At 63.9% G+C, this 17,054-nt stretch carries 14 protein-coding genes; 8 read left to right on the top strand and 6 right to left on the bottom strand.

What is annotated here, in order from left to right; genetic code table 11:
* Positions 1-107 precede the first annotated feature (107 nt).
* Positions 108-1,283, top strand: coding sequence for an isobutyryl-CoA dehydrogenase (locus IG197_RS26020; RefSeq protein WP_192315778.1), 1,176 nt, complete (start codon positions 108-110; stop codon positions 1,281-1,283).
* A 104-nt stretch (positions 1,284-1,387) separates the two neighbouring features.
* A complete protein-coding gene (gene mmsB / locus IG197_RS26015; protein ID WP_192315777.1) occupies positions 1,388-2,272 on the top strand; it encodes a 3-hydroxyisobutyrate dehydrogenase in 885 nt (294 codons plus the stop codon).
* A gap of 235 nt (positions 2,273-2,507) precedes the next feature.
* On the opposite strand, the gene IG197_RS26010 is transcribed toward mmsB, so the two are convergent.
* The 3 genes from IG197_RS26010 to IG197_RS26000 form a co-directional block, all read right to left on the bottom strand.
* Positions 2,508-2,879 (bottom strand): hypothetical protein, encoded by a 372-nt coding sequence (locus IG197_RS26010; protein ID WP_192315775.1) that lies wholly within the window; start codon positions 2,877-2,879, stop codon positions 2,508-2,510.
* A 96-nt stretch (positions 2,880-2,975) separates the two neighbouring features.
* Positions 2,976-3,386 carry a carboxymuconolactone decarboxylase family protein gene (locus tag IG197_RS26005; RefSeq protein WP_192315773.1) on the bottom strand — a complete coding sequence of 137 codons (411 nt, stop codon included), beginning with the start codon at positions 3,384-3,386 and terminating at the stop codon, positions 2,976-2,978.
* Positions 3,387-3,438: 52 nt separating this feature from the next.
* Complete coding sequence (locus IG197_RS26000) at positions 3,439-4,818, bottom strand: aspartate aminotransferase family protein (protein WP_192315771.1); 1,380 nt, start codon at positions 4,816-4,818, stop codon at positions 3,439-3,441.
* A gap of 332 nt (positions 4,819-5,150) precedes the next feature.
* Here IG197_RS26000 and IG197_RS25995 point away from each other — a divergent pair, with 332 nt between their 5' ends.
* Positions 5,151-5,528, top strand: a complete 378-nt coding sequence (locus IG197_RS25995; RefSeq protein ID WP_192315769.1) for a hypothetical protein — start codon at positions 5,151-5,153, stop codon at positions 5,526-5,528.
* A 57-nt stretch (positions 5,529-5,585) separates the two neighbouring features.
* Here IG197_RS25995 and IG197_RS25990 read toward each other — a convergent pair whose 3' ends face one another.
* Complete coding sequence (locus IG197_RS25990; protein WP_192315767.1) at positions 5,586-6,764, bottom strand: MFS transporter; 1,179 nt, start codon at positions 6,762-6,764, stop codon at positions 5,586-5,588.
* 226 nt (positions 6,765-6,990) lie between these two features.
* Between IG197_RS25990 and IG197_RS25985 the strand changes: the two genes are divergently transcribed.
* From IG197_RS25985 to IG197_RS25970, 4 genes are all read left to right on the top strand, one after another.
* Entirely contained in the window at positions 6,991-8,568 is a 1,578-nt protein-coding gene (locus IG197_RS25985; protein ID WP_067961012.1) for a trimethylamine methyltransferase family protein, read from the top strand.
* Between the two features lie 44 nt (positions 8,569-8,612).
* Positions 8,613-11,186, top strand: a complete 2,574-nt coding sequence (locus tag IG197_RS25980; protein ID WP_192315765.1) for an FAD-dependent oxidoreductase — start codon at positions 8,613-8,615, stop codon at positions 11,184-11,186.
* Between the two features lie 249 nt (positions 11,187-11,435).
* A complete protein-coding gene (locus IG197_RS25975) occupies positions 11,436-12,782 on the top strand; it encodes a Xaa-Pro peptidase family protein (protein WP_192315763.1) in 1,347 nt (448 codons plus the stop codon).
* A gap of 245 nt (positions 12,783-13,027) precedes the next feature.
* Positions 13,028-14,038 carry a purine nucleoside permease gene (locus IG197_RS25970; protein WP_371746565.1) on the top strand — a complete coding sequence of 337 codons (1,011 nt, stop codon included), beginning with the start codon at positions 13,028-13,030 and terminating at the stop codon, positions 14,036-14,038.
* Between the two features lie 61 nt (positions 14,039-14,099).
* On the opposite strand, the gene IG197_RS25965 is transcribed toward IG197_RS25970, so the two are convergent.
* Together IG197_RS25965 and IG197_RS25960 are read right to left on the bottom strand one after the other, a co-directional pair.
* Positions 14,100-14,912: a phosphate/phosphite/phosphonate ABC transporter substrate-binding protein gene (locus tag IG197_RS25965; protein WP_192315760.1), complete on the bottom strand. Its 813-nt coding sequence runs from the start codon at positions 14,910-14,912 to the stop codon at positions 14,100-14,102.
* A gap of 47 nt (positions 14,913-14,959) precedes the next feature.
* Positions 14,960-15,970, bottom strand: coding sequence for a fatty acid desaturase (locus IG197_RS25960; RefSeq protein ID WP_192315758.1), 1,011 nt, complete (start codon positions 15,968-15,970; stop codon positions 14,960-14,962).
* Positions 15,971-16,189: 219 nt separating this feature from the next.
* Between IG197_RS25960 and IG197_RS25955 the strand changes: the two genes are divergently transcribed.
* Complete coding sequence (locus tag IG197_RS25955; RefSeq protein WP_192315756.1) at positions 16,190-17,047, top strand: helix-turn-helix domain-containing protein; 858 nt, start codon at positions 16,190-16,192, stop codon at positions 17,045-17,047.
* Positions 17,048-17,054: the final 7 nt, after the last annotated feature.

Genomic DNA, 17,054 nt, shown 5'->3' with positions numbered 1-17,054 from the left:
CCCATGCATTTGCGCACAGCCGCTCTGTTGAAGGTCGGGTTGCGCGGCCGCATCATTGGTCTAGATTGAGCCCCGCGCATAGCCAAAAAAACGACAGGGAGGCCGACATGGACGCCGCAATCGATGCGACCACCGGTCAGTTTGAGCTCAATGAAGATCAGCTGGCCATCCGCGAAATGGCGGGCAGTTTCGCCGCCGAAAAGGTGGCGCCCTTTGCCCTTGAATGGGACAAGGCCAGGCACTTCCCCGAGGACGTCATCCGCGAAACCGGCCAGCTCGGCTTCGGCGGCCTCTACGTCAAGGAAGATGTCGGCGGCTCCGCCCTCACCCGTCTCGACGCCGTGCTGGTTTTCGAACAGCTGGCACATGCCTGCCCGGGCTTCTCGTCCTTCATCTCGATCCACAACATGGCCGCGTCGATGATCGACCGCTTCGGCAACGAGGAGCAGCGCCAGCGCCTCCTGCCCAGGCTGACATCGATGGAATGGCTCGCCAGCTATTGCCTGACCGAGCCGGGTTCCGGTTCGGACGCCGCAGCACTCAAGACCAAAGCGGTACGCAGCGGCGGCAACGGCAGCGACTTCGTCGTCAACGGCACCAAGCAGTTCATCTCGGGCGCCGGCGACAGCGACGTCTATGTCGCCATGGTCCGCACCGGTGCCGACGGCCCCAAGGGCATTTCGACGCTGGTCATCCCCAAGGATGCGCCCGGCCTGTCCTTCGGCGCCAACGAGCACAAGATGGGCTGGCATATGCAGTCGACCCGCCAGGTCATCTTCGACGATTGCAAGGTGCCAGCCGAAAACCTGCTTTCCACCGAAGGTGCCGGCTTCGGCATCGCCATGGCTGGCCTCGACGGCGGCAGGCTCAACATTGCCGCCTGCTCGGTCGGCGGCGCCCAGTCGGCGCTGGACAAGGCGCTGGCCTATACCGCCGAGCGCAAGGCATTCGGCCAGACCATCGACCGCTTCCAGGCGCTGCAGTTCCGCCTCGCCGACATGGAAACCGAGCTCCAGGCCGCCCGCCTGTTCCTCTATGCCGCCGCATCAAGGCTCGACCGCAAGGCGCACGACGCCTCGAAATGGTCGGCCATGGCCAAGCGTTTCGTCACCGACACCGGCTTCGACATTGCCAACGACGCGCTGCAGCTGCTTGGCGGCTACGGCTATCTGCACGACTACGGCATCGAGAAGCTGGTGCGTGACCTCAGGGTCCACCAGATCCTCGAAGGCACCAACGAGATCATGCGTGTCATCATCGCCAGGCATCTGATCGGCAAGTAGCAGGTCGAGGACAGTAGGGGGACACTCCCATTGCCCCACTGCCTTGTCCCCCTGTTCCCTTACTCCCTACCGCCCTACTCCCTTCCCACTGGAGGAACCAACCAATGACCACCATCGCCTTCATCGGACTGGGCAACATGGGCAACCCCATGGCCGCCAATCTCGTCAAGGCCGGCCACGCGGTGCTCGGCTTCGACCTGATGCCCGATCATCTCGAGACGGCGCGCAACAACGGCGTCACCGTCATGGCCAATGCCGCCGCCGCCGCCAAGGATGCCGATGTGGTCATCACCATGCTGCCCGCCGGCAAGCATGTGCTTACGGTCTATGAGGACATCGCGCCGAAGCTGAAGAAGGGCGCGCTGCTCATCGATTCCTCGACCATCGACGTCGATTCAGCCCGCAAGGCACATGCGATTGCTGCCAGCAATGGCCTGCTGTCGGTCGACGCGCCGGTCTCGGGCGGCACCGGCGGTGCTGCGGCCGGCACGTTGACCTTCATGGCCGGCGGCGCGCAGACGGCGTTCGACGTGGCCGAGCCGGTGCTCAAGCCGATGGCCGGACGCATCGTCCATTGCGGCGACGCCGGCGCCGGCCAGGCAGCCAAGATCTGCAACAACATGATCCTCGGCATTTCGATGATCGGCGTTGCCGAGGCCTTCGTGCTCGCTGAAAAGCTCGGCCTGTCGCATCAGGCGCTGTTTGACGTCGCCTCGACCTCCTCGGGCCAGTGCTGGTCGCTGACGTCCTATTGCCCGGTCCCCGGCCCGGTGCCCAATTCGCCGGCCAACCGCGACTACCAGCCCGGCTTTGCCGCAGCCCTGATGCTGAAGGACCTGAAGCTGTCGCAGGAAGCGGCGCAGCAGGCCGGTGCCGTCACTCCGCTCGGCGCCGAGGCAACCCAGCTCTATGCCCTGTTCACGGCTCTCGGCAATGGCGGCACGGACTTCTCCGGCATCATCAGGTTCCTGCGTGGCGATGCGGCCTGATTAATCCAAAAAAGTTCAAAATTTAGGTTTGCTTAAGCTCTCGATAACCACGCGGTAACGATGTCCAGCTAAAACGGTTTGCAAGGGCGGGCTTCGCAGCCGCCTCTGGCTCCGGATCAGGTCTCGCGTACCGGAGCTGTAAACCTTCGCTGGTCAAGCGTCGCGAAGGGCCATGCGTAATATTGGCAAAGCCGCGTTCCCGTCCGGGACGCGGTTTTTGCGTTGTGCCCACCCCTCATGTCCCGGATTTCGTCGCCAGCCGGCGAAAATTGGCGCGCACGCGCTTGCTGGCCGGCTTCAACGCGGCTGCAACCGACTTTTGCGCGGCAACGCCGTTCAGCACCGATGGCGTGCGGCCCGACAGCACTTCCGGCCAGAACTGCAGCGCCGACTGGAAGCAGGATATCTGCGCCGCCACCATGCCTTCGGCCATGGCGGTCGTCTTTTCGGTTACAGCCGCCAGGCTTTCGCCATGCAGCGGCCCACCCTTACGCGCTTCGGTCGCCATCATCGGCAACCGCATCGCCATGACCATCGGCGCCAGCATCAGATTGCCGGCAATGGCGCCGGATTGGCGCGAGGCCCTTGCCAATCGTCTATTCTTCATCTCGCGCACTCCGGTTTGCCCGGCCGATTATGCGCGCGAGCTTATTGTGCAGTGCACAATATAAGCCGCGGCACTGTCATGAACAAGCCGATCGCCTCAGTCCCTTGGTTCGAACTGCACGTCGACCGGCGGCCGCAAGCCGTTGGCGAGGCGGTTTGTCTCGTTGGCCATGCCGACAACAGCGAGCAATTCCATCAGCTGGGCTTCACTCATGCCTTTGCTGCGCGCCGCCGCCGTATGGGAGTAGGTGCAATATTCGCAGCCATTGGTCGCCGAAACGGCGATATAGATCAGTTCCTTGGTCAGCGGATCGAGCGCGCCGGGCGCCATCACCTCGCGCACCGACTCCCAGGTGCGCTTGAGCAGCGCCGGGTCATGCGCCAGCACCTTCCAGAAGTTGTTGATCCAGTCGACCTTCCTGAAAGCCATGATGTCGTCATAGACGGCGCGGACCGCCTCGCTTGCATCCTCATACTGGATCAAAGGCACGATCGGCTTGCCGCTCATCGTTCGCTCCCGGGGTAGGCCGGGCAGAAATCCCCTGCCCGGCAATCTGGCATCAGGCTTTCCTGAGATCGGCTTCGGCGAGGTCGAGCGCCTTCAGGATACGGTCGCCGGCCATGTCGATGGTGGCGCGGGTCCAGATCAGCGGCGGCGACAGGATCATCGAGTCGCCGGTCGCGCGCATCATCATGCCGTTGGCAATCGCATGGTCGCGCACCACGACCGCGGCACTGCCGCCCGGTGAGAACCGCTCCTTGGTCGCCTTGTCCCTGACGATCTCGATGGCGCCCATCAGGCCCACCGAACGGACTTCGCCGACGAGGCCGTGGCGAGCGATGCGCTCCTTGAGCATCTGGGCGAAATACGGGCCGGTGTCGGTCTTCACCCGCTCGACCAGCCCTTCACGCTCGATGATCTCGATATTCTTGAGCGCCACCGCACAGGCCACCGGGTGCCCGGAATAGGTGTAGCCGTGATAGAACTCACCGCCCTTCTCGACCAGCGTCGAGGCGATACGATCGCCGACCAGCAGCGCCGACAGCGGCTGGTAGCCCGAGGTCAGCGCCTTGGCGGTGGTGATCGTGTCGGCCTCGATGCCGAAGGTCTGGGCCGCAAACCACTCGCCAGTGCGTCCGTAGCCGGTGATGACCTCGTCGAGCATCAGGAGCACGTCATATTTGCGGCAGATGCGCTGGATCTCCGGCCAGTAGCTTGCCGGCGGAATCTTGACGCCGCCCGCCCCCATGATCGGCTCGCCGATGAAGGCGGCGACATTGTCGGCGCCGGCCTCCAGGATCGCATCCTCGACCGACCTGGCGGCGCGCAGGCCGAAATCATCATCGCTCTCGCCTGGAAGCGCCAGTTCATAGGCGTAGGGCATCATCACATGGACGATGTTGGGCACAGCACCGCCAAGCTGCTGGTGCATGCCCTCCATGCCGCCGAGCGATGTGCCGGCGACGGTCGAGCCGTGATAGGCCATCTTGCGCGAGATGATGCGGTTCTTCTCGGGCTTGCCCTCGAGCGCCCAGTAGTGGCGCACCAGGCGGAGCGCCGTGTCGTTCGATTCTGAACCCGACGATCCGTAGAACACCTGGTTGATGTTCCTGGGCGCCAGTTCCGCGAGCTTCTTCGACAGCAGCACCGGCGTCGGCGTCGAGCATTTGAAGAAGGAATTGTAGTAGGGCATTTCCTTCATCTGGGCGTAGGCCGCTTGGGCCAGTTCGTCGCGGCCGTAGCCGACATTGACGCACCACAGGCCGGCCATGCCGTCGAGCAGTTCGGTGCCTTCCGAATCGTAGATGAACGGCCCTTCGGCGCGGGTGATCATGCGCGAGCCCGCCTCGCGCAGTTCCTTGTGGTCGGTGAACGGGTGGAGATGATGCGCGGCGTCGATCTGCTGAAGCTGCTTCAGCGAATAGTTCTGATAAGTCATTGGCTTGTGCCTTTCTCTTGAATCGATCCGGCAGGCGCCGGGGCGGATTCGAGTTCAGGCGGGCGGCGAGTAGCCAATGCGTGCGCAAAGCCGCAGAAGCTCGGTGTGCCGCGTCCGCGGCGACGGCTTCGATGCGGCGTCCGCTGCCGGGGTATGAGCATGAAATGCGCACATGCCGGCACTCTAACCCGGCGTTTCGCCAATCTACAAGCGCCGGCCACAAGTGCTGGAAAAATCCTCTCCTGCGCCTCATGGCGGGAATAGATCGGCGATGGCAAGCGTTGACTGCCCGTGTGGCCGGCATTTTTGCGGCCAACCCAGGGAGAACCATCATGAAGACCGCACTGTCCGCATTCGCCCTCCTGCTTGCGAGTTCAGCCCTCTCCTTCGCCGCCGAACCGGCCAAGATCGCCGAAGGCGCCGGCGGCAAGATGTACACCGACGCCAACGGCATGACGCTCTACACCTATGACAAGGACAGCGCCGGCAAGTCGGCCTGCAATGGCGACTGTGCCGTCAACTGGCCGCCGCTGATGGCTGCGGCCGATGCCAAGGACGAAGGCGACTGGACGGTCGTCACCCGCGACGACGGCTCCAAGATGTGGGCCTATGAAGGCAAGCCGCTCTACACCTTCGTCCAGGACAAGAAGGCCGGCGACGTCACCGGCGAGGGCAAGGGCGGCGTCTGGCACATCGCCAAGGCCGACTGACCTTTTGCTGCGCGACGGGGCCACCTCGTCGCGCAGCCCGCCCCAGTCCGCCCCGCCCTAATCCGTTTTGTGCCGTCGGACGGCAGCGCGATAGAAGGCGAAGGCCAGCAGGGTGATATTCAGGCTCGCCAGCACCGCCGGCAGCCCGATCGGGCCGAAAGTCTGCATCACCAGCCCCGAACTTGGCGGCCCGACAATGCCGCCCATGCCCCACATCAGCGCAAACGCCGCGTTGCCGGCGACGAGCACACTGCCGTTGAAGCGGTTGCCGAGTTCGACCAGTGCCATGGTGTAGACGCCATAGCCCACGGCCCCCATCACCACGAGCACGGGCCAGATCAGCCTCGTCTCGATCAGCAGCGGCAAAAGCACGGCGCAGATGGCCGTCACCGCGGCGCAAAACAGGATCATGGCACGGCCGCCGACCCGTTCCGCCATCAGGCCAAGCGGAATTTGCAGCAGGATGTTGCCCATCGACAGTGCCGTCAGCATCGCGGCGAGCATGGCTTCGGGCAGCCCGTGGCCGGCGCCGAAAACCGGCAGCAGCGAATAGGTGCTTTGCTGGTTGGCCGCCGACACGAGCACGGCAAACAGCAGCGCCGGCGCGAGCGCCGCAAAGCCAAGCACACCGCCCTTGGACTGGCCGTCATCCTCGAAGCCCGACAGATCCGACAAGATGCGCAGGACGGTGGCACAGGCGAGGAAGCCGACGATTGCAATGACGAAAGGCGTCCAGCCTGCGGTGCCGACGAAGGTCAGCACCAGCGGCCCGCTGGCATAACCGACCCCCATCAGCGTGTTGAACACGCCCATGACGCGCCCGCGCCGCGACGGCGGCGCCATCGACAGCGCCCACACCTCGCCGAGGATGTAGAGCGGGTTGATGACCACCCCGATCATGAAGCGCAGGACGAACCAGGCGAACCAGTCCTGGAGATAGCCGATGAGCAGGAAGCAGATGGCAGCCGCGATCGAGCAGCCGACCGCCAGGTTTCTCGCCCCGACGAGGCGCACGGCCCAAGGCACGAAGGCGGCGGATGCGATCAGGCCCAGCGGCATCATCGCCGCCGACAGGCCGATCATCGCCGGCGGCATGCCCTGTTTCTGCATCAGCAACGAAAACAGCGGATAGCTCAGCCCTTGCGCTGCGCCAAACATCGCAAGTGCTGCGGTGACGCCGACAAGCGGTGCCCACCTGAGAGGCGGTTCGGCGGCGGTGGAAGTGGGAGAGGTCAAAGCAGTCACCAGGAGAATCGAATGACGGCGATCCTATAGATGATGCGCCCTGTGCCGGATGCCTCACCACGACGGAGAACGTCGGTCCAGTCCCAATCGGTCGCTGTCCCCACGGCACCCGTCGACGATGTCGTTTCCCTCGCGCTACTTGTCGCCACCTCCGCAATGAGCAGCACTGCCCCGGTCCATTATGCCTCCCGACACTGAAGCTTGCCGTGAGGATTCCATGACCGTGGCCCTGCAAACAGCCGAACAGGCTCCTGCCTCCGACCGCGCTCGACGCGGCGGTCGTGCCGGCAAGCGCGCCGGCGGCGCCCAGGCATTCGAGCAGCCGCCTTTCCGCCAGCTCAAGATCCCGTTTGCACCGACCAGGCTGATCTCCGACGACGAGCTGGAGTCCATCCACCTTGCCTCATTGCGGGTGCTCAAGGAGATCGGCGTCGACGTGCTGCACGACGAGGCACGCCGCATCATGAAGGCACATGGCGCCGACGTGCGCGACGGCACCGAGCGCGTCCGCTTCGATTCCGACATGATCCTCGAGTTGATCTCGCATGCACCGGCCGAGTTCACCCTGCATGCCCGCAATCCGGCCCACAATGTGCGCTTCGGCGGCAACAATCTCGTCATTTCGCAGATGGCGTCGGCGCCCAACTGTTCCGATCTCGATCGTGGCCGTCGCCCGGGCAACCAGGCCGACTACCGCAACTTCCTCAAGCTCGCCCAGATGCACAACATTTTGCAGACGACGGGCGGCTATCCTGTCGAACCGGTGGACATCCATCCCTCGATCCGCCATCTCGAATGCATCCGCGATCTGGCGACTTTGACCGACAAGGTGTTTCACATCTATTCGCTCGGCAAGGAGCGCAACGTCGACGGCATCGAGATCACCCGCATCGCCCGCGGCATTTCCCGCGAGCAGATGATGGTGGAGCCCTCGGTCTACACCATCATCAACACCAACTCGCCACTGAAGCTCGACGTGCCGATGATGGAAGGCATCATCCAGATGTCGTCGATGGGCCAGGTGGTGATCGTCACCCCCTTCACCCTGTCAGGTGCGATGGCGCCCGTCACCATCGCTGGCGCCCTGGTGCAGCAGAATGCCGAGGCGCTCTCCGGCCTCGCCTTCACCCAGATGGTCAGGAAGGGCGCGCCGGTCGGCTATGGCGGTTTCACCTCCAACGTCGACATGAAATCGGGCGCCCCGGCCTTCGGCACGCCCGAATACATGAAGGCCCAGCTTGTCGGCGGCCAGCTCGCCCGCCGCTACAACATCCCCTACCGCACCTCCAATGTCTGCGCCGCCAACGCCGTCGACGCTCAGGCAGCCTATGAGAGCGTCTTCTCCTTGTGGGGCGCGATCCAGGGCGGCGCCAACTTCATGTTGCACGGCGCCGGCTGGCTCGAGGGCGGCCTTCGCTGCTCCTACGAGAAGATGATCCTCGACATCGACCTGCTGCAGATGGTGGCCGAGTTCCTGACCCCGCTGGACCTGTCGGAAGACGCGCTCGCCGTCGACGCGATCCGCGACGTCGGCCCCGGCGGCCACTTCTTCGGCACCGCGCACACCCAGTCGCGCTACAAGAATGCCTTCTATTCGCCAATCATCTCCGACTGGCGCAATTTCGAGACCTGGGCCGAGGCCGGCAGCCCAACCGCGGTAGAAAAGGCAAATCGCGTCTGGAAGGAGCGCCTTGCCTCCTACGAGGAGCCCTGGATGGACCCCGCCATCCGCGAAGAGCTCAACGCCTTCGTCGACAAGCGCAAGGCCGAAGGCGGCGCCCCGACCGACTTCTGATCGCCATCAGCCGATTCAATTTCTTACAACTCGGACATAACCTTATGAAATCCCATGTGAAAGCAGTTGTCATCGGCGGCGGCGTTGTGGGCTGCTCGGTGTTGTATCACCTCGCCCGCGCCGGCTGGACCGACATCATGCTGATCGAGCGCTCGGAGCTCACCTCCGGCTCGTCCTGGCACGCCGCCGGCGGCTTCCACACGCTCAACGGCGACCCCAACGTCGCCAAGCTGCAGGCCTACACCGTCCAGCTCTACAAGGAGCTGGAGGAGATTTCCGGCCAGTCCTGCTCGCTGCACCTGACCGGCGGCGTCATGCTTGCCGACAGCCCCGAGCGCATGGACTTCCTGCGCCTGGCCCATGCCAAGGGCCGTTATCTCGGCATGGACACCGAACTCATCACGCCGTCCGAAGCCAAGAAGATGTTCCCGCTGATGGACGAAAAGCATTTCGTCGGCGCGATGTGGGATCCCGTCGAAGGCCATCTCGACCCGTCAGGCACAACCCATGCCTACGCAAAGGCGGCGAAGAAGCTCGGCGCCGAGATCGTGCTGCGCAACCCGGTCAAGGAACTGACGCAGGATCCCGACGGCACCTGGAACGTCGTCACCGAGCAGGGCACCGTCAGGGCAGAACACGTGGTCAACTGCGGCGGCCTGTGGGCGCGCGAGGTCGGCCGCATGGTCGGCGTCGAGCTGCCGGTGCTCGCCATGGAGCACATGTACCTGCTGACCGAGCCGATGCCGGAGGTCGAGGCCTTCAACAAGGAAACCGGCCGCGAAATGATCGGCGTGCTCGATTTCAAGGGCGAGATCTACACGCGCCAGGAACGCAACGGCATCCTGCTCGGCACCTATGAGAAGGCCTGCAAGCCGTGGTCGCCTGTCAACACGCCGTGGGATTTCGGCCATGAGCTGCTTGCGCCGGACCTGGACCGCATCGCGCCGTCGCTGGAAATCGGCTTCCAGCATTTCCCCGGCATCGCCAATGCCGGCATCAAGCAGGTCATCAACGGTCCCTTCACCTTCGCGCCCGACGGCAACCCGCTGGTTGGCCCGGTCCAGGGCCTGACCAATTTCTGGGTCGCCTGCGGCGTCATGGCCGGCTTCAGCCAGGGCGGCGGCGTCGGCCTCGCTCTGTCGAACTGGATGGTCAACGGCGACCCGGGCTTCGACGTCTGGGGCATGGATGTCGCGCGCTGGGGCGAATGGGCCAGCCTGCGCTACACCAACGCCAAGGTGCGCGAAAACTACTCGCGCCGCTTCTCGATCCGTTTTCCGAATGAAGAACTGCCCGCCGCCAGGCCGGCCCAGACCACCCCGCTCTACGACACCATGGTCGCCAACAACGCGGTCATGGGCGACAGCTGGGGCCTGGAAACGCCGCTGTGGTTTGCTCCGAAGGGTACAGAGCCCAAGGACATCGTCTCCTTCCACCGTTCAAACGACTTCGAACATATCGGCAACGAGGTTCGCGCCACACGCGACCGCGTCGGCGTGACCGAGATCGCCAACTTCGCCAAATACGAGGTGTCCGGCCCGGCATCTGAGGATTTTCTCAACCGGCTGATGACCAACCGCATGCCGAAAAAAGGCCGCATCGTGCTGACGCCGATGCTGAACGAGTTCGGCCGCCTGATCGGCGACTTCACGATTGCCAAGACTGGCGACGACACGTTCATGATCTGGGGCTCGTCGGCGGCGCAGAAATACCACATGCGCTGGTTCGAAAAGCACTTGCCCAAGGACGGGTCGGTGCGCATCCACCGCTTCGACCAAACGCTCGTCGGCCTGTCGATTGCAGGCCCGAAGTCGCAGGCGCTGCTGGCCAAGCTGGTCGACGAGGACGTCTCCAGCAAGGCCTTCCGCTTCATGGATTTTCGCGAGATGGCCGTCGGCGGTGCGCCCTGCATGGTCAACCGCATCACCTATACCGGCGACCTCGGCTACGAGATCTGGATGGCGCCCGCCTACCAGCGCCTCGTCTACAAGGCGATCAAGGACGCCGGCGAAGAGTTCGGCATCGTCGATTTCGGCATGCGGGCGCTTTTGTCGATGCGCCTCGAAAAGAACTTCCCGACCTGGTTCCGCGAGCTTCGCCCGATCTATGGGCCGTTCGAGGGTTCGATGGAGCGCTTCATCAAGCTAGAAAAGAACGACTTCATCGGCCGCGAGGCAGCCGCCAGGGAGCACGCCGAGGGGCCAAAGCTGCGCCGTGTCTCCTTCTATGTCGACGCGCAGGACGCCGACGTGATGGGCGACGAGCCGATCTGGGCCAAGGTCGGCGCCAAGGATTTCGGCACGATCGAAAAGCCGCACGGCTATGGCGCGCCACGCTTCGATGAGACCGGCAAGGAAGTGCGCGGTTCGGACGCCGCCACCGGCGCATCCGCCGTGCGCGGCATCGTCGACGGCGACTGGCGTGTGGTCGGCTGGGTGACGTCGGGCGGCTATGCCCATTATGTCCGCAGGTCGATGGCCCAGGGCTATGTGCCCGCAGCGCTTGCCGAAAACGAGGCGGAAGGCCTGTTCGAGATCGAGATCCTCGGCCACCGCCGTCCCGCCCGCATCAATGTCGAGCCGCCTTTCGATCCGTCTGGCGACAAGATGCGGGGGTAGTGTTGAAGCGTTTCGCCCGATGACCGGCAACTACCCCCACGCCGTCGCGCTCCGCACGCCACCTCTCCCCCTGCCTGGGGGCGAGAAACGCCGACACGTTATGCTCGGCGGACCGGAACGAGGCCTGGCGCGGACCCACGGTGAGCAAAGGCGCGAGCTGTGCCACCGGCCTTCCTCTCTCGCGTCGATCGGGGGAGAGGTGGTTTGCGCAGCAAACCGGAGTGGGGGTCGCCCCTTCAGCGAAACGCCATGAACACAGGGACCAATTTCGGCCGCCACCGCAAGATCATGCCGTTCGAGCCGGGCTCGGTGGAGGATTTGCGCGCGCAGGCGCGCACCAAGGCGGCTGGGCTCAACAGCCACGTTCTAGGTTATGGCGCGCAGGCCGAGGCCGAATGGGCGGCGGCCGGCATTGCGGCACCCGACATGCCGGCCCTGCGAAAATACCGGCTGGAGCGCATCCGCACCGAACTCGCGCGGCGCGGTTATGCCGGCGCCCTGCTCTACGATCCCGTCAACATCCGCTACGCAACCGACTCGACCAACATGCAGTTGTGGGTGGCGCACAACCCGACCCGTCACTGTTTCGTCACGACCGACGGCCCGGTGGTGCTGTTCGACTATTTTTCCTGCGAGCACCTGTCCGATCATTCCGGCGTCGTCGACGAGGTTCGCCCGGCAGTGTCGTGGATGTATCTCTACAGCGGCGAACTGACGGAAATGAAGGTCGAGCGCTGGGCGCAAGGCATCGCCGATGTCGTTCGCCAGCACGGCGGCGGCGTCAGGCGCATTGCCGTCGACCATCTCGACCATGAGGGCGTCGACGCGCTGGCACGGCTTGGCATTTCGGTCGGCAATGGCGAGGCGGTGATGGAGAACGCCCGGCTGATCAAGTCGCCTGACGAAATCCTCTGCATGCGCCGTTCTATCGTCGCCTGCGAGGCGGCGATGGGCGAGATGGAAACGGCGCTCCGGCCGGGCATCTCCGAGAACGAACTCTGGGCCGAACTGCATCGCGGCAACATCGCCCGCGGCGGCGAATGGATCGAAACACGGCTCCTGGCATCGGGACCGCGCACCAATCCGTGGTTCCAGGAGTGCTCGTCGCGCGTGGTCGAGGCAGGCGATCTCGTCGCCTTCGACACCGACCTCATCGGGCCCTACGGCTTCTGCGCCGACCTGTCGCGCACCTGGCTGTGCGGCGACGGCGCGCCCACGAGCGCGCAGCGCGACCTCTACAGGATTGCCGCCGAACAGATCGCCCACAATACGGCGCTGCTCAGGCCCGGCCTCAGCTTCCGCGAACTGGTGGAACGCGCGGCCGTGCCGCCGCCCGACTGCTTCGCGGCGCGTTATGGCGTGCTGTTTCACGGCGTGGGCCTAGCCGACGAATATCCCACCCTGCCCCACGCCTCCGACTGGACGGCCGATACGCCGGACGGCGTGCTCGAGCCCGGCATGGTGGTCTGCGTCGAGAGCTATATCGGCCGCCTCGGCGGGCATGAGGGCGTCAAGATCGAGGAGCAGATCCTGATTACGGCAAGCGGATACGAGCAACTGTCGAGTTACCCGCTCGACAAGCGCCTGCTTGGCTAGGCGCGCCCCAAGCCCCGGCTTCCTGTTCGAGATCTTCCATCGGCGAAGAACAGTTGATCGGCAGCCGAAATCGCTCGCCGCCGACTTTACTGCGATGGCGCAAGATCATTGGCCTGACGGATTTGATGTGGACAGGAGCGTTGGCGAGTGGCTTCCGCGGCAAGCTGCACCGATAGTGAAAACGGGCCTGAAACGGCGCCGTTTTTCTTTATCAGATCGGATCGCATATGACGCACTTCTATCGGATTGGCCTTTCGGCCCTCGCCCTGGCCGGCGGTCTCGCCTCGAACGCATCAGTGGCGTCGGCACAGCCGCTGGCCCCCAAAGTGCTTGTTATAACGATGTTCGGAGGCGAGGCAAAACCATGGCTTGAGGGGCGCAAGCTGGAGACCAGACTGACAATTCCGGGCTTCACCAAGGAATATCCGGAACTTGCCTGTGACGCTGCCGGCCTGTGCGTCATGACGACGGCGATGGGTTATGCCAACGCGGCGAGCTCGGTTTCAGCGCTCGTCTACAGCGGTCTTGTCGACCTCAAGCAGAGCTACATCGTGATTGCCGGCATTGCCGGCGTCGATCCCAGCGATGGCACGCTGGGTTCGGCACATTGGGCGCGTTATGCCGTCGATGCCGGCCTGCGCCACCAAATCGATCCGCGCCAGATTCCCGCCGACTGGCCTGATGGCGTGGTTGGGCTGGGCGCCAAGCGCCCCGGCGAAAAGCCGAGCTGGGGATCGGCAACCGAGGTTTACCAGCTCAACGAACAGCTTCTGCAAAAGGCATTTGCCCTGACCAGGAGCGTCGAACTTGCCGACAGCCCCGAAGCGAAGGCCTATCGCGTGGCCTACGCGACAGCACCCGGCAGCGCCGCCCCTGAGGTCAGCATCTGTGACACGCTGTCCACCGACACCTACTGGCATGGCTCAATGACGGCCAGAAGCATGGGCGATTGGGTATCGTTGCTGACCGAGGGCAAGGGCAACTATTGCACGACCCAGATGGAGGACAACGCCTCGCTGACGGCGCTGCGGCGCGGCGCCGATGCCGGCCTGCTCGATTTCGACCGCATCGCCTTGTTGCGCACGGCATCTAACTTCGATCGCGAACCCGCCGGCATGAGCCCCATCGATTCGCTGAGCGCCAAGTCGGGCGGTTTTGGCCCGGCAGCCACCAACGCCTATCGTGTCGGCGCAGCCTTTGCAGATGCGGTCACCGGCGATTGGACGAAATGGGAAAAGGGCGTTCCGTCCGAATAGGCCCGAAAGAGCGAGGCAGAGCGGGCGGTTCAGGCCGCCCGCCCTGTTCAAAATGCGGCGTTCAAAGTGCGGACTGGCTCAGCGCCAGGTTCAGCAACGTCACCGAAACGGGAGGCGTGTTTAGCCCGGTGATGTAAGGCAAACCCTTGCGCTTTGCCGTCCAGCCGATGATCACGACGTCCTGGGCAGCCGGCTCGAAGCGCTGTGCCAGCGCCCAGCTCCGGCAATCGATGGTCGCCACGTCGGCCCGGCCTTCGGCAATCGAGACGATCGATGCGCGATGGCCGCCGCTTTCGATCCGTTCGGAAAAAATCCGCAACCCTTCGCCCATGGCGGCAAGATCGCGCGAAATACCGATGAAGCCCGACATCGAATCGTGGCTGTTGAAGGCAAGGCGCTTGTCACGGATCAGATCGAGCGGAATGAGCGTCGCGTCGCCATCAGGCGCATGCGCATGATCGGCGGTCACGGATCCGCGCCGCACGACGATGGCGCTGGAATAGAGTTCGCCACGACCGCCTTCGATGCCATCATAGTTCGGCTGGCCAATCACCTTGACCTGAGCCGCAAGGCTCGTGCTTTCCATCGGCCCCCAGCAGGTCTGGCCGAACAGCAATTGGGGATGCCGCCACAGCGTCGGCAGGTCGAATTCTTCGGGCGGCAGCGTAGCCGGATCGGGCGCGATCACCGTAGCCGATGCGTCGCGAATACCACCTGGAACCGCCGGCAGTTCGGCATTGCGCCTGACAAGGCGTTCCGGCGCGTCCAGACCAAGCTGACGCAACGCCGTTCGCAACCTGGCCCATTGTGCATCGACCTCGTCGTGCATCTCGGGCCAGTCATACATGGGCAGTGCGGCGATGAAGTCGCTCATTGCATCATTTCAGGCTAGAGCGCGGGAATTGACAAGGTCTGAAAGGATCATTCCTTCGGCGGCTCAGCAGGCACAGGTGCTGTGCCCAGCCCATTGACGTTGCGCGCCCTGACGCGCGGCACGAACGCCCTGCCCGGCTCGGGCGCGCGGCGCAGCGCCGGGTGGCACACCGGTTCCTTGGCGCGGAAGGCATAGGCTTTGACCAGCGCGAGATAGTTCGGATAGGCATAGCCCTTGTTCATCCGGAGCCACTCTTCGCGGCGCGCGCGGAACAGTTCCGGCAGCTTGTACCAGGCGACGGTCGGGCTCTTGTGGTGAACGAAATGCAGGTTGTTGTTGAGGAACAGGATCGAAAGCGGCGAGCGTTCGACGATGACGGTGCGCCCTTCCGGATGCTCCGACCATTGATGCTCGGCAAAGGTGCGGATCGAGATCAACGAATGGCCGAGCCAGACCGGCACCAGAACATAGAGCCAGAGCGGCAGGCCGAAGCCGAACTGGATGACCGGCAGGACGATGGCCAGCCCCGCCGCGTGCAGCAGCCAGGCAGTGCGGATTGTCTTGTCGCCGCCGGCGATCGCCTTGGCGTCGTCGATGACAAAGCCGATGCAGGACAGCAACGGCCCGAGCACGAAACGACCGGCCATGGTGTTGTTGATCCTGAGCACCAGCTTCATCGCCTCGGGCAGGTCGTCATGCTGCCAAAGCGCGCGGTAGTAGCTCTCGGGATCGTCGAACGGATCGGTCAGCCTCTCGTCGGCGTGGTGGCGCAGGTGAATGGTCTTGAAACGCCGGTAGGGCCAAAGCAGACCGATGGGCAGAGAAACCAGCGCTTCGTTGATGCGCGCGTTGCGGGTTGGGTGGCCGTGCAGCACCTCATGCACCAGCGACGATTGCAGCGCCACCATCAGCACCATCAGCGCCAGTGCCACCACAGGATAGCTCGGCCACACCAGCAGGCCCGCCACCAGCCATGCGCCGTAGCAGACGGCGATCAGAAACACCGTCGGCCATTCGACCCTGGTGGTCGTGCCGCGCTTGTTTCCCCTGTTAGCCATGCTGCTGCCTGCTGTCCTTGGATGCCTGGAACTCGATGATTCCTGACATAATGCTGTCAGTAGCCTTGAGTTTCTGCAACGAGACAATGCGCACAGATTGTTTACATTGCGCTGCTTAAGCTGCAAGTGTTACACTTAGTAAACAAACTGGAAGATGAATCTATTTTCCGCGGGCGCCTTGCCTGCGCTCCGCAAAACCATTCCACCTTTGGGCAGGCCATGGACAAACGCGATCTATCCGAAGTTTTCCGCGAGCGCCTCAAGGCGTTGGTCCAACGCTCCGGCCTCAATCAGTCGGCCTTTGCCACATCGGTCGGCATCGACCGCTCGGCGCTGTCGCAGCTGCTTTCGGGGGCAACGATCAGGCTCCCTCGCGCCGAAACCCTGCTGACAATCGCATCCGCTCACAAGGTTTCGCTCGACTGGCTGCTTGGCCTCAGCCAGGACGAAGGCGTTACAGGCGAAATCCGCGAAAGCCTCGAGATCGAGGAGGCATCGGGCGGTTTCGAACGCACGCTGATCGCCAAATGGCATGCCGAGGCCGCCGGCACCAAGATCCGCTACGTGCCCGCTGGCATTCCCGACCTGCTTCGCACCGAAACGCTCATCGACTACGAGGCCGGCATCTCCAACAAGAGCCGCGAGAGCCAGGCCGGCGAGACGCAGTATCGTATCGATTACAACCGTCGGCCCGAAACCGACATGGAAGTCTGCATGCCGCGCCACACGCTCGAGATTTTTGCGCGCGGGCTTGGCGTCTGGTCGGGTTTTCCAGACAAGGACCGCAAGCAGCAGTTGCGCCACATGGCCGACCTGCTCGACGATCTCTACCCGACATTCCGGCTGTTCCTGTATGACGGCCGCATGCGCTATTCCGTGCCCTACACGATCTTCGGCCATTCCCGCGCGGCGATCTATGTCGGCGACATGTACCTTGTGCTCTATGCCACCGACCCGATCAGGACGCTGACCCGCCATTTCGACAATCTGATCCGCGCTGCCGACATCAACGCCCACGAGACCGCGGCCTTCGCGCGACGGCTGGCAGTGGCTTCGTTCCCGGCCAGTTGGGGCTGACTGGCGC

The sequence above is a fragment of the Aminobacter sp. SR38 genome (assembly GCF_014843375.1).
GTDB lineage: Bacteria > Pseudomonadota > Alphaproteobacteria > Rhizobiales > Rhizobiaceae > Aminobacter > Aminobacter ciceronei.
This window is presented reverse-complemented; position numbering and strand designations above follow the sequence as displayed.